Source organism: Paraburkholderia sp. CNPSo 3076 (genome assembly GCF_026343935.1).
GTDB lineage: Bacteria > Pseudomonadota > Gammaproteobacteria > Burkholderiales > Burkholderiaceae > Paraburkholderia > Paraburkholderia nodosa.
Genome location: NZ_JAPMAL010000016.1, coordinates 241,794 through 267,930 on the forward strand (window position 1 = coordinate 241,794; position 26,137 = coordinate 267,930).

At 66.7% G+C, this 26,137-nt stretch carries 24 protein-coding genes; 16 read left to right on the plus strand and 8 right to left on the minus strand.

Going from position 1 to position 26,137, the window contains the following annotated elements; genetic code table 11:
- The first annotated feature begins 34 nt into the window (after window positions 1-34).
- The 5 genes from M3A49_RS20115 to M3A49_RS20135 are packed head-to-tail and all read left to right on the plus strand — an operon-like array spanning window position 35 to window position 3,110.
- Complete coding sequence (locus M3A49_RS20115) at window positions 35-958, plus strand: hydroxymethylglutaryl-CoA lyase (RefSeq protein WP_266230395.1); 924 nt, start codon at window positions 35-37, stop codon at window positions 956-958.
- Between the two features lie 40 nt (window positions 959-998).
- Window positions 999-1,505, plus strand: coding sequence for a YbaK/EbsC family protein (locus M3A49_RS20120; RefSeq protein WP_028201753.1), 507 nt, complete (start codon window positions 999-1,001; stop codon window positions 1,503-1,505).
- A 2-nt stretch (window positions 1,506-1,507) separates the two neighbouring features.
- Entirely contained in the window at window positions 1,508-1,735 is a 228-nt protein-coding gene (locus tag M3A49_RS20125; protein WP_266230397.1) for a DUF1289 domain-containing protein, read from the plus strand.
- Window positions 1,732-2,181, plus strand: a complete 450-nt coding sequence (locus M3A49_RS20130) for a MaoC family dehydratase (protein ID WP_266230399.1) — start codon at window positions 1,732-1,734, stop codon at window positions 2,179-2,181. The genes M3A49_RS20125 and M3A49_RS20130 overlap by 4 nt, the downstream gene beginning before the upstream one ends.
- A complete protein-coding gene (locus M3A49_RS20135) occupies window positions 2,178-3,110 on the plus strand; it encodes an MBL fold metallo-hydrolase (RefSeq protein ID WP_266230401.1) in 933 nt (310 codons plus the stop codon). The genes M3A49_RS20130 and M3A49_RS20135 overlap by 4 nt, the downstream gene beginning before the upstream one ends.
- A gap of 216 nt (window positions 3,111-3,326) precedes the next feature.
- Here M3A49_RS20135 and M3A49_RS20140 read toward each other — a convergent pair whose 3' ends face one another.
- Both M3A49_RS20140 and M3A49_RS20145 read right to left on the minus strand, forming a co-directional pair.
- The gene (locus M3A49_RS20140; protein ID WP_266230403.1) at window positions 3,327-4,628 is read right to left on the minus strand and encodes a DUF445 domain-containing protein; all 1,302 of its coding nucleotides are present in this window, start codon (window positions 4,626-4,628) and stop codon (window positions 3,327-3,329) included.
- 113 nt (window positions 4,629-4,741) lie between these two features.
- Window positions 4,742-5,650 (minus strand): DMT family transporter, encoded by a 909-nt coding sequence (locus tag M3A49_RS20145; protein WP_266230404.1) that lies wholly within the window; start codon window positions 5,648-5,650, stop codon window positions 4,742-4,744.
- A 158-nt stretch (window positions 5,651-5,808) separates the two neighbouring features.
- Here M3A49_RS20145 and M3A49_RS20150 point away from each other — a divergent pair, with 158 nt between their 5' ends.
- A complete protein-coding gene (locus M3A49_RS20150) occupies window positions 5,809-6,282 on the plus strand; it encodes an Lrp/AsnC family transcriptional regulator (protein ID WP_266230405.1) in 474 nt (157 codons plus the stop codon).
- Window positions 6,283-6,316: 34 nt separating this feature from the next.
- Here M3A49_RS20150 and M3A49_RS20155 read toward each other — a convergent pair whose 3' ends face one another.
- Window positions 6,317-7,210, minus strand: a complete 894-nt coding sequence (locus M3A49_RS20155; RefSeq protein WP_028201746.1) for an alpha/beta fold hydrolase — start codon at window positions 7,208-7,210, stop codon at window positions 6,317-6,319.
- 217 nt (window positions 7,211-7,427) lie between these two features.
- Here M3A49_RS20155 and M3A49_RS20160 point away from each other — a divergent pair, with 217 nt between their 5' ends.
- Entirely contained in the window at window positions 7,428-8,393 is a 966-nt protein-coding gene (locus M3A49_RS20160; protein ID WP_028201745.1) for an NAD(P)H-dependent flavin oxidoreductase, read from the plus strand.
- A gap of 18 nt (window positions 8,394-8,411) precedes the next feature.
- Here the strand turns inward: M3A49_RS20160 and M3A49_RS20165 are convergent, their stop codons facing one another.
- The 3 genes from M3A49_RS20165 to M3A49_RS20175 all read right to left on the minus strand — a co-directional run bounded on the left by M3A49_RS20165 (window position 8,412) and on the right by M3A49_RS20175 (window position 11,773).
- Entirely contained in the window at window positions 8,412-9,386 is a 975-nt protein-coding gene (locus M3A49_RS20165; RefSeq protein ID WP_028201744.1) for a LysR family transcriptional regulator, read from the minus strand.
- 195 nt (window positions 9,387-9,581) lie between these two features.
- Entirely contained in the window at window positions 9,582-10,679 is a 1,098-nt protein-coding gene (locus M3A49_RS20170) for a porin (protein ID WP_266230406.1), read from the minus strand.
- Window positions 10,680-11,212: 533 nt separating this feature from the next.
- Window positions 11,213-11,773, minus strand: coding sequence for a hypothetical protein (locus M3A49_RS20175; protein WP_266230408.1), 561 nt, complete (start codon window positions 11,771-11,773; stop codon window positions 11,213-11,215).
- 590 nt (window positions 11,774-12,363) lie between these two features.
- Between M3A49_RS20175 and M3A49_RS20180 the strand changes: the two genes are divergently transcribed.
- Both M3A49_RS20180 and M3A49_RS20185 read left to right on the plus strand, forming a co-directional pair.
- On the plus strand, window positions 12,364-13,410 hold the full coding sequence (locus M3A49_RS20180) for a bile acid:sodium symporter family protein (protein ID WP_266230409.1): 1,047 nt from the start codon (window positions 12,364-12,366) through the stop codon (window positions 13,408-13,410).
- 230 nt (window positions 13,411-13,640) lie between these two features.
- On the plus strand, window positions 13,641-15,485 hold the full coding sequence (locus tag M3A49_RS20185) for a phosphodiesterase (protein WP_266230411.1): 1,845 nt from the start codon (window positions 13,641-13,643) through the stop codon (window positions 15,483-15,485).
- A gap of 107 nt (window positions 15,486-15,592) precedes the next feature.
- On the opposite strand, the gene M3A49_RS20190 is transcribed toward M3A49_RS20185, so the two are convergent.
- Window positions 15,593-15,748, minus strand: a complete 156-nt coding sequence (locus tag M3A49_RS20190; RefSeq protein WP_035512102.1) for a DUF3309 family protein — start codon at window positions 15,746-15,748, stop codon at window positions 15,593-15,595.
- A gap of 229 nt (window positions 15,749-15,977) precedes the next feature.
- Between M3A49_RS20190 and M3A49_RS20195 the strand changes: the two genes are divergently transcribed.
- The 7 genes from M3A49_RS20195 (at window position 15,978) to M3A49_RS20225 (ending at window position 25,355) form a co-directional block, all read left to right on the plus strand.
- Window positions 15,978-17,033 carry a LacI family DNA-binding transcriptional regulator gene (locus M3A49_RS20195; RefSeq protein WP_266230414.1) on the plus strand — a complete coding sequence of 352 codons (1,056 nt, stop codon included), beginning with the start codon at window positions 15,978-15,980 and terminating at the stop codon, window positions 17,031-17,033.
- A gap of 73 nt (window positions 17,034-17,106) precedes the next feature.
- A complete protein-coding gene (locus tag M3A49_RS20200; protein WP_266230416.1) occupies window positions 17,107-18,441 on the plus strand; it encodes an AGE family epimerase/isomerase in 1,335 nt (444 codons plus the stop codon).
- A 16-nt stretch (window positions 18,442-18,457) separates the two neighbouring features.
- Window positions 18,458-19,441 carry a carbohydrate kinase family protein gene (locus M3A49_RS20205; RefSeq protein ID WP_266230418.1) on the plus strand — a complete coding sequence of 328 codons (984 nt, stop codon included), beginning with the start codon at window positions 18,458-18,460 and terminating at the stop codon, window positions 19,439-19,441.
- Between the two features lie 210 nt (window positions 19,442-19,651).
- Complete coding sequence (locus M3A49_RS20210; RefSeq protein ID WP_028201740.1) at window positions 19,652-19,873, plus strand: hypothetical protein; 222 nt, start codon at window positions 19,652-19,654, stop codon at window positions 19,871-19,873.
- 171 nt (window positions 19,874-20,044) lie between these two features.
- On the plus strand, window positions 20,045-20,290 hold the full coding sequence (locus M3A49_RS20215) for a hypothetical protein (RefSeq protein ID WP_028201739.1): 246 nt from the start codon (window positions 20,045-20,047) through the stop codon (window positions 20,288-20,290).
- A gap of 240 nt (window positions 20,291-20,530) precedes the next feature.
- Window positions 20,531-21,469, plus strand: a complete 939-nt coding sequence (locus tag M3A49_RS20220; protein WP_416338984.1) for an ion channel — start codon at window positions 20,531-20,533, stop codon at window positions 21,467-21,469.
- Between the two features lie 262 nt (window positions 21,470-21,731).
- Window positions 21,732-25,355 (plus strand): indolepyruvate ferredoxin oxidoreductase family protein, encoded by a 3,624-nt coding sequence (locus tag M3A49_RS20225; RefSeq protein ID WP_266230421.1) that lies wholly within the window; start codon window positions 21,732-21,734, stop codon window positions 25,353-25,355.
- 60 nt (window positions 25,356-25,415) lie between these two features.
- Here M3A49_RS20225 and M3A49_RS20230 read toward each other — a convergent pair whose 3' ends face one another.
- Window positions 25,416-26,117, minus strand: a complete 702-nt coding sequence (locus M3A49_RS20230; protein WP_266230423.1) for a copper homeostasis protein CutC — start codon at window positions 26,115-26,117, stop codon at window positions 25,416-25,418.
- Window positions 26,118-26,137 lie beyond the last annotated feature (20 nt).

Here is a 26,137-nt window from a genome sequence, read left to right on the forward strand (position 1 = left end):
CGAAGCATTTCAAATATTCGTTGGAGACACGGCAATGGCATTACCCACCGCAGTCAAGATCGTCGAAGTCGGCCCGCGCGACGGCCTGCAGAACGAGAAGGAATTCGTTCCCACCGCAACCAAAATCGAACTGATCAACCGGCTCTCGTCCGCGGGCTTTCCGAACATCGAGGCCGCCTCGTTCGTCTCGCCCAAATGGGTTCCGCAGATGGCCGACGGCGCCGAAGTCATGGCCGGTATCGAGCGCCGCAGCGACGCGATCTACTCGGTCCTCACGCCGAATCTGCGCGGCTTCGAAGGCGCGCTCGCCGCGCGCGCGGACGAGATCGTGATCTTCGGCGCGGCGAGCGAGGCGTTCTCGCAGAAGAACATCAACTGCTCGATCGCGGAAAGCATCGAGCGCTTCGCGCCCGTGGCGCAAGCCGCGAAGGAGCACGGCGTGCGCATTCGCGGCAGCGTGTCGTGCGCGCTCGGTTGCCCGTATCAGGGCGACGTGCAGGTCGCTTCGGTCGTCGATGTCGTGGAGCGCTTCGCCGCGCTCGGCTGCGACGAGATCGACATTGCCGACACCATCGGCGTGGGCACGGCGAGGCGCGTGCACGAAGTGTTCGAAGCGGTGACGAAGGTGTTCCCGCGTGAGCGCCTTTCGGGCCACTTCCACGACACCTACGGCCAGGCGCTCGCCAACATCTATGCGGCGCTCGAAGAAGGCATCGCCATTTTCCACGCGTCGGTGGCGGGCCTGGGCGGCTGTCCGTATGCGAAGGGCGCCACGGGCAACGTCGCGACCGAAGACGTGCTGTACCTCATGAACGGCCTGGGCATCCATACCGGCATCGACCTGAACCAGGTCGTCGCGGCGGGTGACTTCATTTCGACCGCCATCGGCCGGGCGAACGTCTCGCGCGCGGGCAAGGCCCTGCTTGCGAAAGCGCGCAGCGAAGCCGCCTGCGCTTGAACCGCGATCCATCGAATCGTAGTACGAAGGAAATCAACTCATGACGGAAACCCTCGACAACCTCGACGCCCTGCCCGACTCCGCGCGCCGCGTCGCCCTGATGCTGCGCGAGCGCGGCCACGCCAGGCCGGTCGTGATGCTGCCCGAGACCGGCAAGACTTCCGCCGAAGCCGCTGCGGGTCTTGGCTGCGAAGTCGCGCAGATCGCCAAGTCGATCCTGTTCCGCCGCCGCGAAGACGACGCGCCCGTGCTCGTGATCGCGAGCGGCGCAAACCGCGTGGACGAAAAGAAAGTGGCCGCGCACGTGGGCGAGATCGGCCGCGCCGACGCGAAGTTCGTGCGCGAGAAAACCGGCTACGCCATTGGCGGCGTGTGCCCCATCGGCCACGCCACGACGCCCGTCACGCTGATCGACGCCGATCTGTTCGAGCTCGAAAGCCTGTGGGCCGCGGCCGGCCATCCGCATGCGGTGTTCAACCTCTCGCCACAGGAACTCGAAGCGCTGACCGGCGCGCCCGTGGTGGACGTCGCGCTGCGCGACGCGTGAGCATGACCGCTATTCACGACACCGTCACGCCGCCGCCCTCGCCTTGCATCAACATCTGCCGCATGGATGAGCGCAGCGGCTTGTGCGAGGGCTGCCTGCGCACCATCGACGAAATTGCCGGCTGGTCCACGCTCGACGATGCTGCCAGGCGCGCCGTCTGGGACGCGATCGAGACGCGGCACGCCGAATGGGTCGCGCAGCGCTCCGCGTCGCAAGGAGAAAAACAATGAACGCGTCCGCCCGCGTCGTAACGGTCGGCGAGACGTTCCGCTCGACGCTTCAACTCACGCCCGAATCGGTGAAATCGTTCGGACTGCTCGTGAATGACCTGAACCCGCTGCACCACGACGAAGCCTACGCGGCGCAAAGCCGCTTTGGCGGCCTGATCGCGTCGGGCACGCAGCCCACCGCGCATTTCATGGCGCTGCTCGCCACGCACTACTCGCAGTACGCGCAACCGCTCGGGCTCGAATTCGACATGAAGCTCAAGCGCGCCGCGCACGCGAACGACACGATCACGTTCGAGTGGCGCGTGGATGAAGCGTGGTGGAAGCCGAGCCTGAACGGCGATCTCGTGAAGCTCGTGGGCGAGGCCGTGAATCAGAAGGGCGAAACGCTCGTGGTAGGGCGCGCGACGATCCTCGTCATGCCCAAACCCGAGCACGCACCGGCATGAGCGACGCGCCCACACTCCCTGAATCGATCCGCGTGTTCGAGCGCGGCTGGCTGTCGTCGAACAACGTGCTGCTCGTCGATGAGGCGCGCGCCGCGCTCGTCGATACCGGCTACGCCACACACGCCGAACAGACGCTCGCGCTCGTGCGCCACGCGCTCGGCCCGCGAGCGCTCGACCTCATCGTCAACACGCACCTGCACTCCGACCATTGCGGCGGCAACGCGCGTCTGCAGGCGCAATGGCTCTGCGCGACGCTGATCCCCGCAGCGAGCGCGACGATCGTGCGCGAGTGGGACGAGGCGCGCCTGAGCTTTCTCGCCACCGGGCAGACCTGCGACCGATTCGCGTTCACAGGCACGCTCGCGGCGGGCGAACGGCTCGCGCTAGGAGGCTTCGAATGGGAGGTAATCGGCGCGCCGGGGCACGACCCTGACTCCGTGATGCTCTACGCAGCCGGGCCGCGCCTGCTCATCAGCGCCGATGCGCTCTGGGAGAATGGCTTCGGCGTGATTTTCCCCGAGCTCGAAGGCGAAAGCGGGTTCGCCGAGCAGCACGCGGTGCTCGAAGCCATCGCGAAGCTCGACGTGCGCGTGGTGATTCCGGGCCACGGCAAGCCGTTCACGAACGTCGAGGCGGCGCTGGAGCGCGCGTTCTCGCGCCTCGCCTGGCTGCGCGCCGACCCGGCCCGCAACGCGAAGAACGCGCTCAAGGTGCTGATCGTCTTCAAGCTGCTGGAAGTGCGCGCGATGACCTTCGACTCGTTATTGGCGATGCTGGAAAACGCCGCCTCCCTGCACGCCGCGGCGCAGCAACTCGCTCCGCGCAGCGAGTGGCCGGGGCTGCTGCGCGAACTGGCTGGGGAACTGGCGAAGAGCGGCGCGCTGGTCGTGAACGGCGAACGCCTCGAAGCCCCGGCAGCAGCGGTCTAGCGGGGCTGCCTGGAAAAAGCGGGAAAAGCGCGAAAAAAAACGCTCGTCCGTTTCCGGACGAGCGTTGGAATTAGCTCTGACGTGATCAAACTGTCAAGGGCATGATACTCGCGCCAGAATTCCCGAAGCATCAGTGATTTCCCTACAGATGACCTACGCCCGCAGGCCTGGCGCATCGTTGCACGAGCCATTGATCTGGAATCCGAATCAATCTCACTACCCGAGCTTGAGCCGCACAAGCTCGAACAGATGCGAACACAGATAGAGTCCGAGCCCGATCGCGCCGCCGATCACCGTGCCGTTCACGCGGATTTTTTGCAGATCCTTGCCGATTTTTAACTCGATGAGCCGCGCGGTCTCGCGCGTGTCCCAGTTCTTCACGGTGTCGCGAATGTGATGCGTGAGGTAGCGCGCGAAGTCGGGTGCCATGGTGCGCGCGGCGTCTTCGAGATGGCCGTTGAGCGAGGTGCGCAGGTCAGCGTCGGCGGCGAGCGTCTCGCCGAGCCACTGGCCCGTGGCGGCGACCTTCGCGTGCAGCGCCGAGTCTTCGCGCTCCAGATCGTCGCGCAGCCACGCGCGCAGGCTGTCCCACAGCGCGCGCGTGTAATCGTTGAGCGCGCCGCCCTCGCGCAGGCTCGCCTTCAGCTCCTCGCCCTTGCGCAGGAACGCAGGATCGCTCTTCAGCTTCACGATCAGCTTCTCCACGACCTCATCGAACTTCTGGCGCAGATGGTGTTCGCGATCCTCGCTCACCTGCAGCAGCAGCCGGTTCACGGCGCTTTCCACCACGCGCGCGCCGCTCTCGCCGATCCACTCACTCGGCAAAAACTTCTCGGTCGTCGGATAGTCGCTCTTGAGCCAGTCGACGATGGCCGATGCGACGAACGCGCGCGTGCCCTCGTCGCGCAACAGGATGGCGAGCTGCTCGAGCATCTGGTCGAGCAGCTCCTGGTGGCGGCCGTCCCGGGTGAGCGTGTCGAGAATCGCGCCCGCCGACTTCGAGAAGTCGACGCGCGCGAGCGCCGCGTGCAGGCTGTCGCGGATGAAGCTCTGGATGCGCGCGTCATCGGTGAGGCCGAGCACGCCCGACATCATGCGCACCGCGTAGTCGCCGAGGCGCTGCGCATTCTGCGGCGCGGTGAGCCAGCTGGAAAGCCGCGCCACCGGATCGTGGCGCCGGATCAACCCGACGAGCGAACCCACGTCGAGAAACTTGTCGCGCACGAAGGCGGCGAGCTCGTCGGCGATGCGTTCCTTGTTGCGCGGAATCACGCCCGTATGCGCCGAAACGAACGGAATCGGGACGCGCCGGAACAGCGCGACAACCGCGAACCAGTCGGCCAGGCCGCCGACCATTGCGGCTTCGCTCACGGACTTGACGCCGTCCGTCACGACGCCTGGCGGGAAAAAAAGCGCCGTGCCGGCGAAGACGAGCGCCGCAACCAGCAGAAACGCCAGCGCCTGGCGCTTGGCGCGCGTGAGTTCGGCTTCGTCCCGTGGGGCGTTCGAAGGCGTCATGAGGAGCAGAGAGTCGCGAGGTTCGAATCGCGACATTATGCTGCCCGCGCGCCAACCGCCGCATGCCGAAGCGCCGCGCCAGCGCGGCGCCAGCGCGGCGCGCTCGCGACGCCTCAGGCCGAACGCGTGTCCCGCCGCTGCGGCACGATCCGCCAGCCGAGGTTCACGCCCGCCGCCGCGACCAGGATGAGCGCGGCGCCCACCACCTGGATCCACGCGAGCCGCTGGCCGAACGCGAACCAGTCCACGAGGATCGCGACCACGGGATAAATGAACGAGAGCGCGCCCGTCATCGCCGTGGGCAGCTTCTGGATCGCGCCGTAGAGCAGCACGTACATGATGCCCGTGTGCACGATGCCGAGCGTGACGAGCTGCGCCCAGTGCAGCGGCGTGGCCGGCAGCGTGCCGTAGTGGATGAACGGCGCGAGCGCGAGCGCGCCGAACGCGAGCTGCACGAGCGCGATGAGATGCGGCGGCGTGCCCTTGAGATGGCGCGTGATGATCGACGAGATCGCGTAGAGAAACGCCGCACCCGCCGCGTAGGCCACGCCCTGCAGATACTCGCCGGGCACCGCGAGCACGGCGGGCTCCACCTCGACCACGCATACGAGGCCGAGGAAGGCCACCGCCAGCCACGCAACCGTCGAAGCGCTCACGCGCTCGCGCAAAATGACCACGCCGAGACCGACCAGCATGAATGGCTGTGTGTTGTAGACGGCCGTGGCCATGGAGATCGACGCACGCGAATAGGCGGCGAACAACAGCACCCAGTTCGCGACGATGGCCGCGCCCCCCAGCACGGCGAGCGCGAGCGTGCGCGGCGGCAGGTGCTTGCGGCGCAGCAGGCCGAGCGCGGCGCACACGAGCGTGAGCGTCGCGCCGCCCAGCACGCAGCGTAAAAAGGCGATGTTGATCGGGGCCTGCCGCGAGGCGACCACGAGCCAGCCGATGGTGCCGGACATCAGCATCGCGACGATCATCTCGGCGGCGCCGCGGCGAATTTCAGGAGTGGTGGAAGACATGAGCTTGCATCCTCGTTTAGCGCACGAAGGGCGCGCAGCCCTTCGTATCTGCAAGCCAGTTTATCGGCTGCAAGGCGAGGAATACATGGCTAAACTTAGGCAAGAGGCAAGACTTGCCTTCGATTGAAAGGCCAACCTGGCGGAGCACCCGCGCAATCATGAACCGACGTCCGAACCCAACGCCCGCCGCGGCCCCGCTCGACGACATCGACCGCATGCTGCTCGCGGCGCTCGCCGAGGACGCCCGCTCAAGCGTCGCCGAACTGGCCAAGCACGTGGGGCTGTCGGCGCCGAGCACGTCCGAGCGGCTGCGCCGGCTCGAAGCGCAAGGCGTGATTGGCGGCTATACGGTGCAGATCGATCCGCGCGCGCTCGGCTACACCTTGCAGGCCATCGTGCGCGTGAAGCCGCTGCCCGGACAATTGCATCTGGTGGAAGAGGTGCTGAGGCGCATTCCCGAATTCGTCGAGTGCGACAAGGTCACGGGCGACGACTGCTTCATCGCCCGGCTTTATCTGCATTCGATCGATCAGCTCGACGAGATTCTCGCGAAAGTCACCGAGCGCGCCGAAACCAGCACGGCCATCGTCAAGTCCACGCCGGTGCCGCGCCGCCTGCCGCCGCTACGCTGAAGCCCGGGTGCTGAAACCCGGGCGCGGCAGCCCGTCAGCGCTCCGTGGTCTCGAAGAACGCCAGCATCTCCTCGACCAGCGCCTCGCTCGCCTCTTCGGGAATGTAATGGCCGCACGGCAACGCACGCCCGCTCACGTCGCGCGCCACCTTGCGCCATTCGGCGAGCGGGTCGAAGCAGCGCTCGATCACGCCTTCCGCGCCCCACAGCACGCGCAGCGGGCACGCCACCTTGTTGCCGCGCTCGAGATCGGCGCGGTCGTGCTCGAGGTCGATGGTGGCCGAGGCGCGGTAGTCCTCGCACATCGCATGCACGGCGCCCGGCTGGCGCAGCGCCGCGCGGTAGGCGCCCAGCGCCTTCGGCGCGAAGGGTGCGAGGCCCGCGTGACGGCTGCCCATGACGCGCTCGATATAAACGTCGGGGTTCGCTTCGATCAGCGTCTCCGGCAGCGGCTCGGGCTGGATCAGGAAGAACCAGTGGAAGTAGAGCGTGGCGAACTCGCGGTCGGTCTGCTCGTACATGGCGAGCGTGGGCGCGATGTCGAGCAGCATGAGCCGCTCGACGGCGTCGGCGTGGTCGAGCGCCATGCGGTGCGCAACGCGCGCGCCGCGGTCGTGTGCGCACACGAGAAAACGCTCGTGGCCGAAGTGGCGCATGACTTCGACCTGATCGGCCGCCATCGCGCGTTTCGAATAGGCGGCGTGCGTGTCGTCGCTGGCCGGTTTCGAGGAGGCGCCGTAGCCGCGCAGATCCGTCGCGATGACGGTGAAGTGCTGCGCGAGTGAGGAAGCGCACCGGTGCCAGATCATATGCGTCTGCGGATGGCCGTGCAGCAGCAACAGCGGCGGTCCGTCGCCGCCCTTCACGCCGCAGATGTCTACGCCGCCCGCAGTGCGAACGGTGAAAGGCTGGAATCCGTCGAAGGGCATGGGGTTAGTCTCTTGTGTTTGTTGGTCTGCGGTCATTGTATGAGGCGAGCGCGGCTCGAAAATGTGCTTTTGGGCCCGCAGCGGTAGAAACCGAACACTCCCTCGAAAACCGCACGAGGGATCCGCACGCACGATGCCCGATCGACCTCACGCCTATAATCGAACGGCCGTTTTCGCGCCCCCGCCGTCTATCGAAGCGCCGCAAGGAGACCTCCCCATGGCACTGCCCGCCGTCCTGCAAAACCTCTCGCTGCCCGTCGTGGGCTCGCCGATGTTCATCGTCAGCTATCCGGAACTGGTGCTCGCGCAGTGCAAGGCGGGCATCGTCGGTTCGTTTCCGGCGCTCAACGCGCGCCCCGCCGAGGAACTGGGCGTCTGGCTCACGCAGATCCGGGAGGAACTCACCGCGCACAAGCGCGCGAACCCCGAGGCCGTCATCGGGCCGATCGCCGTCAACCAGATCGTGCATCAGTCGAATGCGCGGCTCGAGCACGACGTGCGCGTGTGCGTCGAGCACCATGTGCCGATCTTCATCACGAGCCTGCGCGCGCCGCCGCGCGAGCTGCTCGACGCGGTGCACAGCTACGGCGGCATCGTGCTGCACGACGTCATCAACCTGCGCCACGCCGCCAAGGCGCTCGAAGCGGGCGTGGACGGCCTGATCCTCGTGGCCGCGGGCGCGGGCGGCCATGCGGGTACGACCTCGCCGTTCGCGCTGGTAGGCGAAGTGCGGCGCATCTTCGACGGCCCGATCGTGCTGTCGGGCGCGATCGCCAACGGCGGCTCGATCCTCGCCGCCCAGGCCATGGGCGCGGACCTCGCCTACATGGGCACGCGCTTCATCGCGACGAAAGAGGCGCACGCCGTGGACGACTACAAGCACGCCATTCTCGAAGCGAAAGCCGCGGACATCGTCTACACGAACCTCTTCACGGGCGTGCACGGCAACTACATCCGCGAGAGCATCGTGAACGTCGGGCTCGATCCCGATGCGCTGCCCGAGTCGGACAAGTCGAAGATGGACTTCGGCGCGGGCACCTCGAAGGCGAAGGCCTGGAAAGACGTGTGGGGTGCAGGCCAGGCCGTCGGCCTGATGGACGACGTGCCCTCCGTGGCGGATCTCGTGGCGCGCCTGAAGCACGAGTACGAGGCGACGAAGGCGCGGCTGGGCGTGGGCCGCTGAGCGCAGGCGGGCCCGGTTTCAGCCGCGGGCGGACGCAATACGGGCGGCGTCGGCATTGACCGCCGCCGCCCGTATCGCTTCGACGCCCGGCCAGAGTTCGCGCTCCGAAAAGCGCGCGGCAAGGAAATCGACGAACGAGCGCACCTTCGCCGAGAGATGGCGGCGGCTCGCGTACACGGCGTAGATCGGCAGTTCGCGCGGCGGCAGCGCGTCGACGAGCAGCGGCACGAGGCGACCTTCGGCGATATCGTCGCCCACCACCTCGGTGCCGAGCATCGACAGCCCGCCGCCTTGCAGCACCACCACGCGCAGCGCTTCCAGGTGATTGACGATGAGATTGCCGCCCGGCTTCGGCTTCATGCCGCCCGCGCCCTCCGCGAACGGCGCGAGTTCCTGGGCCGAAGCCCCCGCGTACTGAACGAAGTTGTGCCGCGCGAGATCGGCCACGGTTTTCGGCGCGCCGTGGCGGCGCAGGTACTCGGGCGAGGCGCACAGCACGATGTGCGCGGTGGCGAGCGGCCGCGCGATCAGCGAAGACGACTTGAGCCCCGAAGGCGCGGCGCGGATCGCCACGTCGAAGCCCTCGTCGATCAGCTCGACCACGCGGTCGGACAGCGTGATGTCGACGGTCACCTGCGGATAGCCGGCGGCGTAGTCGGCGACCGCGCCCATCACATGACGCAGCCCGAACGCCGTGAGCGAAGACACGCGCAGGCGCCCCTGCGGCACCACGCTCGCCGCGCCCACCGCCTGGCCGGCCTCGTCGAGTTCGGTGAGCGCCTGGGCCACGCGCTCGTAATACTCGCGCCCCGCCTCGGTGGGCGCGACGCGGCGCGTGGTGCGGTTCAACAGGCGCGCGCCGAGCTGCTGCTCCAGATGCATTACATGCTTGCTCGCCATCGCGGCGGACATGTTCATGCGCTCGGCCGCCGCGACGAAGCTGCCCGCCTCCACCACCTGGCGGAACACTTTCATGCTGACGAGGGTATCCATTGCGCGGCCTTCAATTCGAACATCAAAGAATGAGAATCAATCGGCGATATTTTCCTCGTTTTATCAAATGCGGGTGTTGAAACGCGCAGGCGCGCTTTGCCGCGCCTTAAATCGGGCGGCCCAGAAAGCAAAAACCCCGCGCTGCACATAGCGCGGGGTTTTTGCGTCGAACGGCGACGTTACAGGCTGCGCTGTTTAGAACTTCGCGCGCATGCCCACACCGTAGGTCTGGCCGCTCGACATGTTGTCGAAGTGGTCGTACATGTAAGCGGCGTAGACGTCGGTGCGCTTGGAGAGCGGGTAGTCGTAGCCGATGGCCGCCGTCTGGCGCGTCTGGTTCAGGCCGCCGCCGTCGCGCGAGTACGCATACGACGCCATGACCGTGCCCGGGCCGGCCGGGACCGTCACGCCGCCCTGGGCGGTGTTGACGTGCCAGCTGCCCACCTGCTGCCAGTTCGCCGTGTACATGTACTGGCCGAAGAACTTCACGTACTTGAGGTCGTACGAGAGGCCGACCTGCGCCACGCCCTGGCTCTTCAGGCCGATGATGGTCGTGTCGCCGCTCACGATGCTGCCGATGTCGCCCGGCGTGTTGTTGAAGTTCACGTACTGGTAGACCGCCGTGGCCGCAAACGGGCCATGGAAATACAGGCCCTGCACGCTCCACTTCTTCGAGCCGTTCTGGCCGGCCTGGTTGCCGAACGCATACATGGCCGAACCCGAGAGGCCGTTGAAGTTAGGCGACGAGTACTGCACGGCGTTGTTCCAGCCCGAGTCGCCCACCACGCCCTGGTCGGTCGTGTAGGTCGGGAACGTCGAGAGGCCGAGGTACACGTGGTACACCATCGGCGAGAAGGTGTACGAATCGATGAATGGGTTGAAGAGAATCGTCGAGACGAACAGTTGTGTCGTCAGGCGCCCCGCCGTGACCGTGCCGTACGGCGATTCGATGCCGACGTACGCATTGCGCGCGAAGAACGTGTCGCCCGCGAAGCGGCCGTACTGGCCGTTTTGCGCGCGGAAGAAGCTTTCCAGGGTGAAGATCGCCTTGTAGCCGCCGCCCAGATCTTCAGATCCCTTCATGCCCCAGTACGACGTGGACATGCCCCCGCCGCTCACGTTCCAGGCGGTCTGGCCGCCCGGAAATTTCGTCGCCCCGACCCATTCGTCGACCTGGCCGTAGAGCTGGACGCTCGACTGCGCAAACGCCGACGACGACGCGGCGGCAATAACAGCGGCGAGCGCGCTCGCCTTCAGGGTGGTGCTCAGCGCACGGCTGACCGTTGTATTCATGGGTTCTCCAGTCTTTGTCAAAAAAGGGTGTCGGGCGGCTGAGGCGCTCACGCGAGCTCTGTTTTTCCGTCGTTCGCAGGCGTGGCCGTTCTGGGCGGATCCATCTTTGCGGACCATTTTTATGATCAAAAATAAACGGTGTTATTGCCGGTATATGGGGCGGATTAGATTGCCGTCGATAGAACCTTGTTTGCCGCTGTCGACGCCGCTTTCCGCTGCGCTGCGTCACTGCGAATCGCAGCCTGCCGGGCCGCGCCCAGCGGGGCGCTCCCGCACGCGTGGGGCTGCGAATGACGTGCCGCCGAAACGAAAGCGAGATTTGAGACGAACGGGTTCTGTATGACGAGAGATTTCCAAAAAAGTGTGGTATCCACGCGTCAGTTTTCGCGGCGTGGACGAACGCACCTTGTTTTGGACGTGTTTCGGCGGCGCTAGCAGGTCAATGCCTGAAGCGAATCCTGAGGAGAATCAAATGAAGAAAGCGGGAGAAAGCGTGCGGGGGAAGAAAACAAAAGCGGGCCGTGAGGCAGCGCTCAATTGCGGTAAGGCGAAGGCATGGGCGGACGCGGGACCTCGCCGCCGTTGCGCGGGAATGGCCGGTAGGTACCGCCGCGCTCCTCGTTGTAGCGGGCGACGTCTTCGCGGATCGAGCCCGCGCGCACCGGCGAGTCGGCCGGCGGATGCGGCACCGGACGCGTTTCCGCGCTCACGGGCGTGATGGGATTGCCGCGATAGCCGCCGCCGTAGCCGCCGAACGGCGTGCCATAGCTGTAGTCGCGATGGGGAGCCTGCTGCTGGACCTGACCTTGCCACTGGTTCGGCGCACGATTGCCGCCGCGCTCATAGCGGCCGCCCTGGTCGGCCACGCGCATGGGCGAAGCGGCACCGGCGTAAGCGGCCGGGCCGCGGCCGCGCTCAGGGGCGCCGCGGTAGCCGCCGCCCAACGACATGCCACCGCGCGGCGCGGGCATCGAGTGCATGGCGGGCATCGCGGGCATGGAAGGCGCGCGCGCGAAGCCGCCGCCCCCGCCGTGCCCTGGAAAACCGGGCTGAGCATGGGCGAGCGCAACGAAGGCCGCTAATCCGGCCCCCAAGACCCACTGTCCCAGTTTTGACAACCCTGCGTGCATTGTGACGTTTCACCTGCCCGACGTTCGCGCTTTGGCAACCCGCCACTCGGGCCATGGCAGGCCAGTCCCGGGACGCTCGCCGCGCGAGCGCGTAACGATTGCCGCCACAACGGTCCGGGCGTCCTTGACGGTAATTTATGGGCGTGCTGTATGGGTGTCGAGCCAAAAGATGTTATGCCGCCCGAAGGGTTGTAACACCATGTTACTGCTGGGTTTTCTGGCTTCGGATGCGCCCTCGGAAGGCCGCCTGGCAAGGCTCTCCGAGCAGGTGTGAGCGCTGTTCGTTTTATGTTTGAGCAAGCCTGAACATCTGAAGAATGCGCGGACTCCTGACGACTTTTGCGGCTCGGGAATACCCTCGCCCGTCGATGAGGAATCCGGCATAAAGGGGACATCGACGCCGGCGATACATGCGTATCCATCATGAATCGATGCTTCAAATGAATTTGCTTTTTCAATCGGCTTGCGCCGACAATAGACATCCCGATTCACCCGTTGCACGCACATCGATCTGCGCGCAGCCAGGCGCCCAGGCGCGCATTTGAGATTGTCCGATGGCACGTCCGAAATTCCTGCCCGATAACTTCACCCTTTCCCTCGTCGGCACGGTGATTCTTGCGAGCCTGTTCCCGGTGCACGGCCAGGCCGCCACCGGTTTCAACTGGCTGACCAATGTGGCCGTCGGCCTGCTGTTCTTCCTGCACGGCGCCAAGCTCTCGCGCGAGGCGATCGTCGCCGGTGCGACGCACTGGCGGCTGCACATCGTCGTGCTGCTCAGCACCTTCGTGCTCTTTCCGGCGCTGGGCCTCGCGCTCAAGCCCCTGCTTTCGCCGCTCGTCACCCCGGCGCTCTACGCGGGCGTGCTGTTCCTCTGCACGCTGCCCTCCACGGTGCAGTCGTCCATTGCGTTCACCTCGATTGCGCGCGGCAACGTGCCCGCCGCCGTTTGCAGCGCTTCGGCATCGAGCCTGATCGGCATCTTCGTCACCCCCGCGCTCGTGAGCCTGATCGTCACGAACCAGAGCGCGAGCGGCGGCTCGGCCTGGCACACCGTGTGGAACATCGTGCTGCAACTACTTGTGCCGTTCGTGGCGGGCCAGCTGCTGCGCCCGGTGATCGGCCGCTGGATCGAGCGCAACAAGGGCGTGCTCAAGTTCGTCGATCAGGGGTCGATCCTGCTGGTGGTGTTCGGCGCGTTTTCCGAGGCCGTGAACGAAGGGCTCTGGCATCACATTCCGCTCACCGCACTCGGTGGCCTGCTCGTGGTGAACGCGGTGCTGCTCGCGCTCGCGCTCGGCATCACGATGTTCACGAGCAAGAAGCTCGGCTTCTCGCGCGCCGACCAGATCACCATCATTTTCTGTGGCTCGAAGAAAAGCCTCGCGGCCGGCGTGCCGATGGCGAAGGTCATCTTCGCCTCCAACGCCGTGGGCGCGGTCGTGCTGCCGCTCATGCTGTTCCACCAGATCCAGTTGATGGTGTGCGCGGCGCTCGCCCAGCGCTGGGGTGCCCGCGACATGAGCGCCGAGCGCGCCGCCAGCGCGGGCGACGAATCGCGCGCCGGCGCGAGCGAACGCACCGCCACCGCCGCGCGCCGCTAAGCGGCGTACAGCACGTCACTCAGGGCGGCGAGAAACCGCCGCCCTGCTGCAGCAAACGCCGCGGCTAGCTCCCGGCGTCTCAACCTCCTGCGCCAGCACCCTCCCCGCGTCACGCCCGCATCCGCCGCACGCCCAAAGATTGGACATCGCGGCACTGTCACCAAAATTTCATTTAATTCATCCGATCATATGCCGTTAAGTTCATCGTCTTCGCCCGTTCCGGCCTGTCCATGTCTGCTCCCGCGCCACTCCTGCACGCGGCGCCCGGCGTCGGGGCGCTGATCGCCCAGCGCCAGCTGCGCGCCGTCTTCCAGCCCATCGTCGATTTCGAGGGTGGCGCGATCCTCGGCTACGAAGGCCTCATTCGCGGGCCGGCTGGCTCGCCGCTCGAAACGCCCGCCGCCCTCTTCGCGCGCGCCGGCGACGAACAATGCACCGCCGCGCTCGAACGCGCGGCCGCCCGCACCTGCATCGAAACGTTCGCGAGACTCGACTGCCCCGGCAAGCTGTTCCTCAATTTCAGCGCCGACGCGCTGCGCCAGCTCACCGCCGACGGCGACGCCGCGCTCGCCCTCTTCGACGGCCCGATCGACCCCACGCGCGTCGTGATCGAGCTCACCGAGCAAAGCGCCATCCACGACTTGCGCAATTTTTCGCCCGTCGTCGAGACGCTGCGCGCGGCCGGCGCCCAGTTCGCGCTCGACGACTACGGCACGGCCAACGCGAGCCTCAACCTCTGGGTGCAGTTGCAGCCCGATGTCGTGAAGATCGACCGTTTCCTCATCCACGACATCGCCAACGACGCGCTCAAGTTCGAAGCCGTGCGCGCCGTGCAGCATTTCGCGCAGGCGAGCGGCACACGGCTCGTGGCGGAGGGCATCGAGAACGCTGCCGACCTGATCGTGCTGCGCGACATGGGCATCGACTGCGGCCAGGGCTTTTTCTTCGGCCGCCCCAACGTGGAGCCGCTGCGCGTGCTGGCCCGCGAAGCGCGCGAGGCAATTCGCGCGGACCATATCGCCGTGTTCCCCGAGGCCACGCGCAGCGCCGCCACGCAGCCCGCGGGCGGCGGCGCGCCGGCCAGCAAGATGCTCGTGCGCGCGCCCGCGCTGCCGCGCCAGGCGACCAACAACGACGTGCTCGAACTGTTCAACGGTCAACCCGATCTGCACGCGGTGGCCGTGGTGGAAGACGAAGCCCCCGTCGCGCTCATCAACCGGCGCGCGTTCATGGACCGCTATGCGCTGCCGTATCACCGCGAGCTGTTCGGCAAGAAGGCCTGCCTGCAATTCGCCAACGCGCAGCCGGTGCTGATCGAGCAATCGATGACGGTCGAGCAGATGGCGACGCTGCTCGTAAGCGACGACCAGCGCTATCTCGCCGATGGCTTCGTCATCACCGATAACGGCCGCTACGCCGGGCTCGGCACTGGCGAGAGCCTCGTGCGCGCCGTGACGGAGGTGCGCATCCAGGCGGCGCGCTACGCCAATCCGCTCACCTTCCTGCCGGGCAATATCCCCATCAGCTCGCATATCGAGCGTCTGCTGTCGCACGACGCGGGCTTTCACGCGTGCTACGTCGACCTGAACCAGTTCAAGCCCTTCAACGATCAGTACGGCTATTGGCAAGGCGACGAGGTGCTGAAGTTCGCGGCGACGGTGCTCGCCGGCGCCTGCGACCCCACGCGCGACTTCCTCGGCCACGTGGGCGGCGACGACTTCCTGATCCTGTTCCAGAGCGAGACGTGGCGCGAGCGCGCGCGCCAGGCGATCGGAACGTTCAACGAAGGCGCGCAGCGCTTCTATGCACCGGGCGACCGCCTCGCGGGCGGCATTCACGGCGAGGATCGCCACGGCAACGCCACCTTCTTCACCTTCGTGACGATGGCGATCGGCTGCGTGTACATCGCCCCGGGCGAGGGTGCGCAGCACAGCAGCGACGCCATCGCCTCGCTCGCGGCCCTCGCCAAGCGCCGCGCGAAGCAGGAAGCGAGCGGGCTCGTCGTGATCGACGGCGCGAGCGCCAACCTCGTGCCCACGCTCAGTTCGACACCAGGCGAAGCCGGTTGGTCATAGCGGCCTGAACCTCCCCTGCGGCAGCCCAGAACATGAACGGGCCGGCCGCGCGGCGGGTGCCGCGCGCCGGCCCGTTTTGCTTGCGTTGCTTGACCGCTGCGCCGTCGCTAGATCGTCCCCATCAAGACCAGCACGACGACCACGACGACGATGATGCCGAGCGTGCCCGAAGGCGCGTAGCCCCATGAACGGCTATGCGGCCACGCTGGGAACGCGCCAATGAGCAGCAGGATCAGAATGACCAGAAGCAGGGTGCCGAGCATGACGCCTCCGTAAGTCGAATGTTGGTGTCCGGCTTTCCGCAACCGTCGTGCCTGCGCCCGTTTAGTGAATTTTACTAAACATGAATGTTTGCGTTTATTTCATTGTTTACTGGTATTTACCTGGAATTCGAGACGTAGGTTCGGGTTTTTTGGGCAGGTTTTTACTATACAATCGCGGCACACCTGACCACACCCGGAACGCCCACCGCGCCACCGCCAGCCAGGAATCATGGGGACAACCATTCGTGACGTCGCGCAAGCCGCCAACGTGTCGATCGGCACGGTGTCGCGCGCGTTGAAGAACCAGCCGGGCCTCTCCGAGGCCACGCGCGGGCGCATCGTCGAAGTCGCGCGCACGCTCGGCTATGACTGCGCGCAACTGCGTCCGCGCATTCGCCGGCTCACCTTCCTGCTCCACCGCCAGCACAACAACTTCGCGGCTAGCCCGTTCTTCTCGCACGTGCTGCACGGCGTGGAAGACGCCTGTCGCGAACACGGCATCGTGCCCGCGCTGCTCACCGCCGGCCCCGCCGACGACACCGTCCAGCAGTTGCGCCTGCACGCGCCCGACGCCATCGCCGTGGCGGGCTTCGTCGAGCCGGAAATGCTCGCTGCGCTCGTCGCGCTGCAACGCCCGCTCGTGCTGATCGACCTGTGGGCGCCGGGTCTGCGCTCAGTGAATATCGACAACGCGGCGGGCGCCGCGCTCGCCATGCGGCATCTGTTCGAGCTGGGACGGCGGCGCATTGCGTTCATCGGCGGCTCGCTCGCGCACTACAGCATCGCGCAGCGCGCGCTCGGTTACCGGCGCGCGTTCTTCGAGGCGGGCCTGCTGTTCGACCCGTCGCTCGAAACGACGATCGACGGCGGGCTCGATCCCGACACGGGCGCGTCGCTCGCCATGCAGCGTTTGATCGACGCGGCGCGCGCCACATCGCGCCCGCCGCCCGACGCCCTCTTCGCCTACAACGACGCCGCCGCGCTCGCGGCCATGCGCGTGTGCCTCGCCAATGGCCTGCGCGTGCCCGAGGACATCGCCATCATCGGTTTCGACGATATCGCGGGCGCCACGCACGCCACGCCGCCGCTCTCGACGATCGCCGTCGACAAGGAAGCACTCGGGCGGCGCGGCGTCGAGCTGCTGCTCGAAGAGACGCCTGCCGCGAGTGAAATCCGTTTGCCGGTGCAGCTCGTCGCGCGTGCGAGCACGCTGGGTGCGGCGTCATCGAACCTCGTTGCCGCGCACGCCGTCCATCACGCTGCAGGCACGCCACAGAGCGCCTGAGGCGCTCCGTCGAAACACGCTGAACACACATTGAAAATACGCTGAAGCCACGTCCAGGACAGAAGAGAAAGCCATGACGATGACCGCCGACACCGCCTCCTCCGCCACCGCACAACCCGTCGCCGTACCGGGCGTCGCGAGCTTTCGCGACCGCGGCTTCCTGCTCGGCCACGTGCAGGACACACTGCGCTTCTACGCGCCGAACGTGCTCGATCCCTCGGGCGGCTTCTTCCACTACTTCCGCGACGACGGCTCGATCTACAACGCGCACTCGCGGCACCTCGTGAGCAGCTGCCGCTACGTCTTCAACTATGCGATGGCGTATCGCGAGTTCGGCGATGCGCAGCACCTGGAATACGCGCGCCACGGCCTGCAGTTCCTGCGCGAGGGCCACTGGGACCCGCATCTGCAGGGCTACGACTGGGAGATCGACTGGCGCGACGGCAAGAAGCGCGTGCTCGACGCCACGCGCCACTGCTACGGCCTCGCGTTCGTGCTGCTCGCTTACGCGCATGCGGCGATGGCCGGCATCGAGGAAGCGCGGCCGATGATCGGCGCGACCTTCGATCTGATGGAACACCGCTTCTGGGACGGCGCGGCGGGCCTCTACGCCGACGAGGCGAGCGCCGACTGGATCGTCTCGGGCTATCGCGGCCAGAACGCCAACATGCACACGACCGAGGCGCTGCTCGCGGCCTACGAGGCGACGGGCCATCTCGTCTATCTCGACCGCGCCGAGCGCGTGGCCTCGAACATCACGCTGCGCCAGGCGAAGCTCTCGCAAGGGCTCGTGTGGGAGCACTTTCACGCGGACTGGTCGGTGGACTGGCACTACAACGAGGAAGACAGCTCGGACATCTTCCGTCCGTGGGGCTTCCAGCCGGGCCACCAAACGGAGTGGGCGAAGCTGCTACTGCTGCTCGAACGTCACCGGCCGCTGCCCTGGCTGCTGCCGCGCGCAATCGAACTGTTCGACGCCGCGATGGCGCACGCCTGGGACAACGATCACGGCGGCCTCTACTACGGCTTCGGCCCGGACGGCACCGTGTGCGATCACGACAAGTACTTCTGGGTGCAGGCGGAAACCTTCGCCACGGCGGCGCTGCTTGGCAAGCGCACCGGCAACGAGCGCTTCTGGGACTGGTACGACGAAATCTGGCACTACAGCTGGGCGAATTTCGTCGATCATCGTTACGGTGCGTGGTACCGCATCCTCACGTGCGACAACCGCAAGTACAGTGACGAGAAGAGCCCCGCCGGCAAGACCGACTATCACACCATGGGCGCGTGCTACGAAGCGCTGAACGCGCTGCCGGGACGCGGCATGGCGCCGGTCGCGGGCCGCGAGGAAGCGACCGCCGCCGCTGGTGGCATGACGGGCATGACAGGCACCAGCGGCCAGAACTAGACAGAGGAACACGACGATGAGCACCTGCAGCACCGGTCCGGACTTTTCGTCCGGCTTCCCGGCCTTCATCTCGGCCGGCGACATCCTCACCGATCTCGTGCGCACCCCCGCGCCCGAGGGCACGCCGCATGCCTCGCAGCCCGGCTCACCGGGCATGGACTCGCACTGGCGCGCGCATCCTGGCGGCGCGGGCTGGAACGTCGCGCGCGCAGTCGCGCGCCTCGGGCTGCCCACGGCGAGCGTGGGGGCGCTCGGCGTCGACAACTTCTCGGACGAACTCTGGAACGCGAGCGTGGCCGCCGGTCTCGACATGCGCTTCATGCAGCGCGTGGAGCGCGCGCCGCTGCTCGCGATCGTGCATCAGACGCATCCGCCCGCGTACTACTTCATCGGCGACAACAGCGCCGACCTCGCCTTCGATCCCGCGAAGCTGCCCGAAGGCTGGCGCGCGCACGCGAAGTGGGCGCACTTCGGCTGCATCAGCCTCGTGCGCCAGCCGCTCGGCGAAACGCTCGCCACGCTCGCCGCCGAGCTGCGCGCGGCCGGCGTGAAGATCAGCTTCGATCCGAACTACCGCAACCTCATGGCGCACGGCTACGAGCCGATCCTGCGCCGCATGGCTGCGCTCGCCGATCTCATCAAGGTCTCCGACGAAGACCTGCGCATGCTGTTCGCCGGCAAGAGCGAAGCCGAAGCCATCGACGCCGTGCGCGCGCTCAATCCGACCGCCACACTGCTCGTCACGCGCGGCGCGCAGTCGGCCACGCTCTATGTGGGCGACGAGGTGATCGAGGCGGCGCCGCCGCGCGTCGAAGTGGCCGATACGGTGGGCGCCGGCGACGCGTCCATCGGCGGGCTGCTGTTCAGCCTCATGAGCGCGCCGCAGCGCAACTGGCGCCAGCATCTCGCCTTCGCGCTCGCCGCGGGCGCGGCCGCGTGCCGCCGGCCCGGCGCGCATTCGCCGACGCTCGACGAAGTCGTCGCGCTGCTCGCCGACTGAAGGCGCACGCGGCGCGCATTCTGGCGCACCGCCTGGACACCGCGCGGGGCTGACACGAAAGCGCCGCGCCGCCGTCATATGCGTGTCCCGCAGCCGCGCGGGCAACGTGCTAGCATGGAATCTCCCTCTTGCTGCGGGTCAGGCGCGACGCTTGCGCGCCCCAGTCCACGTGACCCGTCGAGGGGAGTTTCCTTCCACGAGGAGCACGCTATGGAAGACGTCAGCTACACCAAGGGGATCTACACGGCCGTCGCCTCTGTGCGGCCCATGAACGCCGGCCAGTACCAGGGCCTGGTCTCCCTGGCGCGCGACGACGGCGAGGAACTCGAAAACGCGGTGTATGAAGTCGAAGCCGCATCGGGCACGCCGGAAGAGGCTCTCGAAGAAGCCAAGGCGCTGGCGCATCGCATTCTCGGCGAACTCGAACTGTAAGTCGCCGCGGTGAGCCCAGTGCCCGCTCGGGGACTGCCGGCAGCGCTGCATGAGACGGGGGTGCTCCGCATGGGACCAGAGTAAGCGTTAAGGCGCCAACTCTGGTCGACAGCCCTGCATGGGACCAGAGTAAGCGCTAAAGCGCCAACTCTGGTCGACAGGAGGTTAGCCATGTCCGAACAGCTCTTTCTATACGGCGTCTACGCCATCCACGTGCATCCCCTCGAACTGCAGGGCGCTCGCTGGGACGCCGAATATCAGATCACGCATCGCGACAAGGCCGTGCAGCCGTGGGTCACGGTCGGCGGCAACGCGGGCTTCGAGGCGCCCACGCAAGCCGTGGACGCCGCGCGCCGCCAGGCCATCGCGGATATCGAACACGGCGCAGGCATTCCGAAGCCGCACGGGTTTCCGTAAGCCTTTCGTTCGACGCCGTTCCTGCCGCGTCTCACTCCTGCTCTCGTCGCGCCAGCCCTGCGCCCTGCCAGCGCCCGTTGGCATGCGCCCGCTTGTCCTGCCCCTGCAGCATTGCTACGCTCTTCTCCTTACTTCAGATCCGCAGGGACCATCATGACGTCCGAGACGCCGGAGCGCTTCGCAAACCAGGAAGCGGCCCAGCAAGCCGAATCGGCACCCGAGGCTTCGCCCGGCGTGGACATGGCCGCCTGCAAGGCCGAAACGCCCGCGGGGCCCAGGCAAAAAGCCAGACGCGGGAGGCCGCGCAAGGTGATGATCGGCACGCGCGAGGTGCTCGTCTACGGCATGCCGCAGTCCTGGGGCGACTTCTATCACACGGCGCTCACCATGCGCTGGCCCACCTTCTTTGCGTCGCTCGCGGCCCTCTTCCTGCTCATGAACGGCGTGTTCGCGTGTCTCTACCAGCTCGGCGCCGCGCCTATCGCCAACCAGTACCCGCAGGGCTTCCTCGGTGCGTTCTTCTTCAGCGTGGAAACGCTCGCCACCGTCGGCTACGGCGACATGCACCCGCAAACGCTCTACGCGCATATCGTCGCCACGCTGGAAATCTTCGTCGGCATGTCGGGTATCGCGTTGGCGACCGGCCTCGTGTTCGCGCGCTTCTCGCGCCCGCGCGCGAAGATCATGTTCGCGAGCCAGGTGGTGGTGCACCCCATCGAAGGCCGCATGACGCTGATGGCGCGCGCCGCCAACGCCCGCCAGAACGTGATCGCCGAAGCGGGAGCGAAGCTGCGGCTCATCCGTATCGAGACCTCGTCGGACGGCTTTCGCGCGCGGCGCATCCACGACCTCAAGCTCGTGCGCGACCAGCATCCGCTCTTCACGCTGGGCTGGAATCTCATGCACGTGATCGACGAGTCGAGCCCGCTCTACGGCGTCACGCCCGAGACGCTGGCCGAGCAGCACGCCACGCTGCATGTCGTGATCGAGGGCTCCGACGAATCGACCGCGCAGACCATGCAGGCGCGCTTTAGCTGGTCGGATCGCCAGATCCGCTGGGACTACCGCTACGTCGACCTGATGAGCGACGCGGACGGCGTGAGCACGATGGACTACACGCACTTTCACGATGTCGTGCCGTTCGATCGCGCGAAGCCTTACGCACCTCGGACGATCTGACAGGTTATCCCGAAGGCCGATCCAGACGGGGTTGCGGCGCGGCAGGGAAAATCTCTCTCCAAATTCGCCCTACGCGGGCAGGCTCTCGCGCGAATAAGCGGCAGCGCCGGAGAGTTAGCAAAAAATTTCCGTCATTGGCGAGAAAAAATAGAGTCTCTGTCGCCGCCCTGCTCAGTGGGGCGTGAGCGACCGCAAAGCTATGCATGGGATCGCAGTCAGCGCTGAAGCGCTAACTGCGTTCGACAAATGGAGACTCCCCCCAATGACCGCGCGCCCCGCGTTCGGCGACACGTCCTCGCCGCTTGATACGCCGCCCCTCGCTGATTACAAGCTCACCGACAACCTCACCGCCACCCGCGGCCGCATCTTCCTGACCGGCACCCAGGCGCTGATCCGCCTCGCGCTCATGCAGCGCGCACTCGACCGCGCGCATGGCCTGAACACCGCGGGCTTCATCAGCGGCTATCGCGGCTCGCCGCTCGGCATGGTCGATCAGCAGGCGTGGAAGGCGAAGAAACTGCTCGAAGCCGCCGACGTGCGCTTCCTGCCCGCCATCAATGAGGAGTTGGGCGGCACCGCCGTGCTCGGCACACAGCGCGTGGAAGCGGACCCCGAGCGCACCGTCGAAGGCGTGTTCGCGATGTGGTACGGCAAGGGCCCGGGCGTCGACCGCGCCGGCGACGCGCTCAAGCACGGCAACGCCTACGGCTCGTCGCCGCACGGCGGCGTGCTCGTAGTGGCCGGCGACGACCACGGCTGCGTGTCGTCGTCCATGCCGCATCAGAGCGACTTCGCGCTGATGGCGTGGCACATGCCTGTCGTGAATCCGTCGAACATTGCGGACATGCTCGAATTCGGCCTGTATGGCTGGGCGCTCTCGCGCTACTCGGGCGCGTGGGTGGGCTACAAGGCGATTTCGGAAACGGTGGAGTCGGGCTCGACCGTCGATCTCGATGCCATCAAAACCGACTGGCAAGCGCCGGAGGGATTTACGCCGCCGCCGGGCGGCCTGCACAACCGCTGGCCCGATCTGCCGAGTCTCGCCATCGAGCAGCGCCTCGCCGCCAAGCTCGACGCCGTGCGCCACTTCGCGCGCATGAACAGCATCGACAAGTGGATCGCGCCGAGCCCGCACGCGAACGTGGGCATCGTCACCTGCGGCAAGGCGCACCTGGACCTGATGGAAACGCTGCGCCGTCTCGATCTCACCGTCGACGACCTGGATCGCGCGGGCGTGCGCATCTACAAGGTGGGCCTGTCGTTCCCGCTGGAGATGTCGCGTATCGACGCGTTCGTCGCGGGCCTCACCGACGTGCTCGTGATCGAAGAGAAGGGCCCGGTGATCGAGCAGCAGATCAAGGACTACCTCTACAACCGCAAGGAAGGCGCGCGTCCCACGGTGATCGGCAAGCACGCCGAAGACGGCACGCTGCTGCTCTCCGAGCTGGGCGAGCTGCGCCCCTCGCGCATCCTGCCCGTGTTCGCCGCGTGGCTCGCGAAGCACCGGCCCGCGCTCGACCGCCGCGAGCGCGTGGTCGATCTCGTCGCGCCGCAAATCCTCTCGAACGCCGCCGACGCCGTTCGCCGCACGCCCTACTTCTGCTCAGGCTGCCCGCACAACACCTCGACCAAAGTGCCCGAAGGCTCGATCGCGCAGGCCGGCATCGGCTGCCACTTCATGGCTTCGTGGATGGAGCGCGACACCACCGGCCTGATCCAGATGGGTGGCGAAGGCGTGGACTGGGCCGCGCACTCGATGTTCACGAAGATGCCGCACGTGTTCCAGAATCTCGGCGACGGCACCTACTTTCACTCAGGCATCCTTGCGATTCGCCAGGCAGTGGCGACGAAGACCAACATCACCTACAAGATCCTCTACAACGACGCCGTGGCGATGACGGGCGGCCAGCCCGTGGACGGCAGCATTTCCGTGCCGCAGATCGCACGCCAGGTGGAAGCCGAAGGCGTCTCGCGCTTCGTGGTGGTGAGCGACGAGCCCGAGAAGTACGACGGCCATCACGGCCTGTTCCCGAAGGGCACGACGTTCCATCACCGCAGCGAACTCGATACGGTCCAGCGCGAACTGCGCGAAACGCCGGGCGTGACCGTGCTGATCTACGACCAGACCTGCGCCGCCGAAAAGCGCCGCCGACGCAAGAAGGGCGAATTCCCCGACCCGGACAAGCGCCTCTTCATCAACGAGGAAGTGTGCGAAGGCTGCGGCGATTGCGGCGTGCAGTCGAATTGTCTGTCGGTCGAACCCGTCGAAACGGAGCTGGGCCGCAAGCGCCGCATCGACCAGTCGTCGTGCAACAAGGACTATTCGTGCGTGAACGGCTTCTGCCCGAGTTTCGTGACCATCGAGGGCGGCAAGCTCAAGAAGGCCGCGGGCGCGGCATTCGATCCGCAGGCGCTCGCCGCGCGCGTGAATGCGCTGCCCATGCCTGCCACGCATCTCGACAACGCGCCCTACGACATCCTCGTGACGGGCGTGGGGGGCACCGGTGTCGTGACCGTGGGCGCGCTCATCAGTATGGCCGCGCATCTGGAAGGCAAGAGTGCTTCGGTGCTCGACTTCATGGGCTTCGCGCAGAAGGGCGGCTCGGTCCTCTCGTTCGTGCGCTTCGCGGCGACCGACGCGCTGCTCAACCAGGTGCGCATCGACACGCAGCAGGCCGACCTGCTGCTCGCCTGCGACATGGTGGTGGGCGCAAGCGCCGACGCGCTGCAAACCGTGCGACACGACCGCACGCGCATCGTCGTGAACACGCATGAGATTCCGAACGCGTCGTTCGTGCAGAACCCAGAAGCGAACCTGCACGCCGATGCGCTGCTCGCGAAGATGCGGCACGCGGCGACGAATGGCGCAACGTCGGCGCAAGATCCGCTTTCAGCTTGCGACGCCCAGGCGCTCGCGCAGCGCTATCTCGGCGACACGATCGGCGCGAACATCGTGATGCTCGGCTTCGCGTGGCAGCTTGGCCTCGTGCCGGTTTCACTGGCGGCGCTCACGCGTGCCATCGAGCTGAACAACGTGGCCGTGCAGGCGAACCTGCTCGCGTTCTCCATCGGCCGCATGGCCGCCGCCGATCCCGCTGCGCTCGAAGCGCTCGACACGCAACGCACGGCAGCCGCGAAAGCTACGGCGCGCAAGCTCACGCAAACGCTCGACGAACTGATCGCCGACCGCGAAGCGCGTCTGCTCGCTTATGGCGGCGCGAGCTACGTGAAGCGTTATCGCGCGCTGGTCGATGCCGCACGCAGCGCCGACAAGAGTGCAGAGAAGACGCTCGCGCGCGCCGTCGCGACCACGTTCTATCGGCTGCTCGCCGTGAAGGACGAATACGAAGTCGCGCGCCTGCACGCCGACCCGGCGTTCCGCGCCGCGCTCGAAGCGCAGTTCGAAGGCACGGCGGGCAGCGACTTCACCGTGAAGTTCAACCTCGCGCCGCCGCTCATCGCGCATGAGAAGAACGGCCAGCCTCCGCGCAAGATGCAGTTCGGCCAGTGGATGTGGAGTGCGTTCGGGCTGCTGAAGAAGGGCCGCAGCGTGCGCGGCACGTGGCTCGATCCGTTCGGCAAGACGCCGGAGCGCCGCATGGAGCGCGCCCTCGCCGGCGACTACGAGGCGACGCTGCGCGGTGCGTTCGCAAGCCTCACCGCCGAAAACGTCGACGACATTGCGCGCCTCGCCAATCTGCACCAACGTGTGCGTGGCTACGGGCACGTGAAACTTGCGAATCTCGCGGCGGTGAAACGCAGCGAGCGCGAACTGGCGGCGCGCCTTGCCATCGACGTAAAGACGAGCACGGCGGTCCAGGAAGCCCTCGCGTCGTTCAAGGGCGCGGGCGCGTTGCGCGGCATTCCGGTGGTCGTGGCGAAGTAAGGGGAAGGGAAGCTGGCAAGCGCGCGCCGTTCATCTGAATGGCGCGCGCTTTTTTATGGGTCAGGCGTCGAGCAGGTTCCGCGCGAGCCGCACCCTGTTTTCGTCGACGGGAGCGAGCCCCTTGCCGTCAACGCGCACGCCCGAGCCGAAGTGAACCGCGCACACCTGCGTCGCGCTCACGAATTGCGCTACGCGGTCGAGCGTCAGTCCCGCGCCCGCGAGCACCGTGCAATGCGTGCGCGCCGCACGCTGCACGAGCGTTGCGATTTGCGCCTGCGCGTCCAGCACCGAAGGCTTGCCGCCCGAGGTGAGGACGTTCGTCACGGCGTCGAAACCGAGCAGCACGTCGAACGCCTCCTGCAGATCGCGCGCTTCGTCGAACGCGCGATGAAACGTGAGCGGCATGCCGTCGGCGGCGTCGATCGCGCGCTGCAGTCCGTCGTGATCCACTTCATGCGACGGCGTGAGCATGCCGATCACGACCGCATGCGCGCCCGCCAGCTTCGCGGCGCGCACGTCGCGCAGCATCACCGCGTAATCGTTCGCATCGTAAATAAACGAGCGGCTGTGCGGCCGCACGATCACGTTCACGGGAATCGCCACCGCCGCGACCACGGCTTCGATCATGCCGATGCTCGGCGTGAGGCCGCCCTCGCCCATTGCGGTCACGAGTTCGAGACGATCCGCGCCGCCGCGCTCGGCGGCTTGCGCATCGGCGAGCGTGGTCGCGATGACTTCCAGCAGGACCCGTTCATGTTGCATGTTGGCGCGCCATATCGTGA

What these genes read in the sequence shown, in the direction of transcription:
- M3A49_RS20115 (WP_266230395.1), top strand. Translation starts at nt 35, where the DNA reads ATGGCATTACCCACCGCAGTCAAGATCGTCGAAGTCGGCCCGCGCGAC.
- M3A49_RS20120 (WP_028201753.1), top strand. Translation starts at nt 999, where the DNA reads ATGACGGAAACCCTCGACAACCTCGACGCCCTGCCCGACTCCGCGCGC.
- M3A49_RS20125 (WP_266230397.1), top strand. Translation starts at nt 1,508, where the DNA reads ATGACCGCTATTCACGACACCGTCACGCCGCCGCCCTCGCCTTGCATC.
- M3A49_RS20130 (WP_266230399.1), top strand. Translation starts at nt 1,732, where the DNA reads ATGAACGCGTCCGCCCGCGTCGTAACGGTCGGCGAGACGTTCCGCTCG.
- M3A49_RS20135 (WP_266230401.1), top strand. Translation starts at nt 2,178, where the DNA reads ATGAGCGACGCGCCCACACTCCCTGAATCGATCCGCGTGTTCGAGCGC.
- M3A49_RS20140 (WP_266230403.1), bottom strand. Translation starts at nt 4,628, where the DNA reads ATGACGCCTTCGAACGCCCCACGGGACGAAGCCGAACTCACGCGCGCC.
- M3A49_RS20145 (WP_266230404.1), bottom strand. Translation starts at nt 5,650, where the DNA reads ATGTCTTCCACCACTCCTGAAATTCGCCGCGGCGCCGCCGAGATGATC.
- M3A49_RS20150 (WP_266230405.1), top strand. Translation starts at nt 5,809, where the DNA reads ATGAACCGACGTCCGAACCCAACGCCCGCCGCGGCCCCGCTCGACGAC.
- M3A49_RS20155 (WP_028201746.1), bottom strand. Translation starts at nt 7,210, where the DNA reads ATGCCCTTCGACGGATTCCAGCCTTTCACCGTTCGCACTGCGGGCGGC.
- M3A49_RS20160 (WP_028201745.1), top strand. Translation starts at nt 7,428, where the DNA reads ATGGCACTGCCCGCCGTCCTGCAAAACCTCTCGCTGCCCGTCGTGGGC.
- M3A49_RS20165 (WP_028201744.1), bottom strand. Translation starts at nt 9,386, where the DNA reads ATGGATACCCTCGTCAGCATGAAAGTGTTCCGCCAGGTGGTGGAGGCG.
- M3A49_RS20170 (WP_266230406.1), bottom strand. Translation starts at nt 10,679, where the DNA reads ATGAATACAACGGTCAGCCGTGCGCTGAGCACCACCCTGAAGGCGAGC.
- M3A49_RS20180 (WP_266230409.1), top strand. Translation starts at nt 12,364, where the DNA reads ATGGCACGTCCGAAATTCCTGCCCGATAACTTCACCCTTTCCCTCGTC.
- M3A49_RS20185 (WP_266230411.1), top strand. Translation starts at nt 13,641, where the DNA reads ATGTCTGCTCCCGCGCCACTCCTGCACGCGGCGCCCGGCGTCGGGGCG.
- M3A49_RS20190 (WP_035512102.1), bottom strand. Translation starts at nt 15,748, where the DNA reads ATGCTCGGCACCCTGCTTCTGGTCATTCTGATCCTGCTGCTCATTGGC.
- M3A49_RS20195 (WP_266230414.1), top strand. Translation starts at nt 15,978, where the DNA reads ATGGGGACAACCATTCGTGACGTCGCGCAAGCCGCCAACGTGTCGATC.
- M3A49_RS20200 (WP_266230416.1), top strand. Translation starts at nt 17,107, where the DNA reads ATGACGATGACCGCCGACACCGCCTCCTCCGCCACCGCACAACCCGTC.
- M3A49_RS20205 (WP_266230418.1), top strand. Translation starts at nt 18,458, where the DNA reads ATGAGCACCTGCAGCACCGGTCCGGACTTTTCGTCCGGCTTCCCGGCC.
- M3A49_RS20210 (WP_028201740.1), top strand. Translation starts at nt 19,652, where the DNA reads ATGGAAGACGTCAGCTACACCAAGGGGATCTACACGGCCGTCGCCTCT.
- M3A49_RS20215 (WP_028201739.1), top strand. Translation starts at nt 20,045, where the DNA reads ATGTCCGAACAGCTCTTTCTATACGGCGTCTACGCCATCCACGTGCAT.
- M3A49_RS20220 (WP_416338984.1), top strand. Translation starts at nt 20,531, where the DNA reads ATGGCCGCCTGCAAGGCCGAAACGCCCGCGGGGCCCAGGCAAAAAGCC.
- M3A49_RS20225 (WP_266230421.1), top strand. Translation starts at nt 21,732, where the DNA reads ATGACCGCGCGCCCCGCGTTCGGCGACACGTCCTCGCCGCTTGATACG.
- M3A49_RS20230 (WP_266230423.1), bottom strand. Translation starts at nt 26,117, where the DNA reads ATGCAACATGAACGGGTCCTGCTGGAAGTCATCGCGACCACGCTCGCC.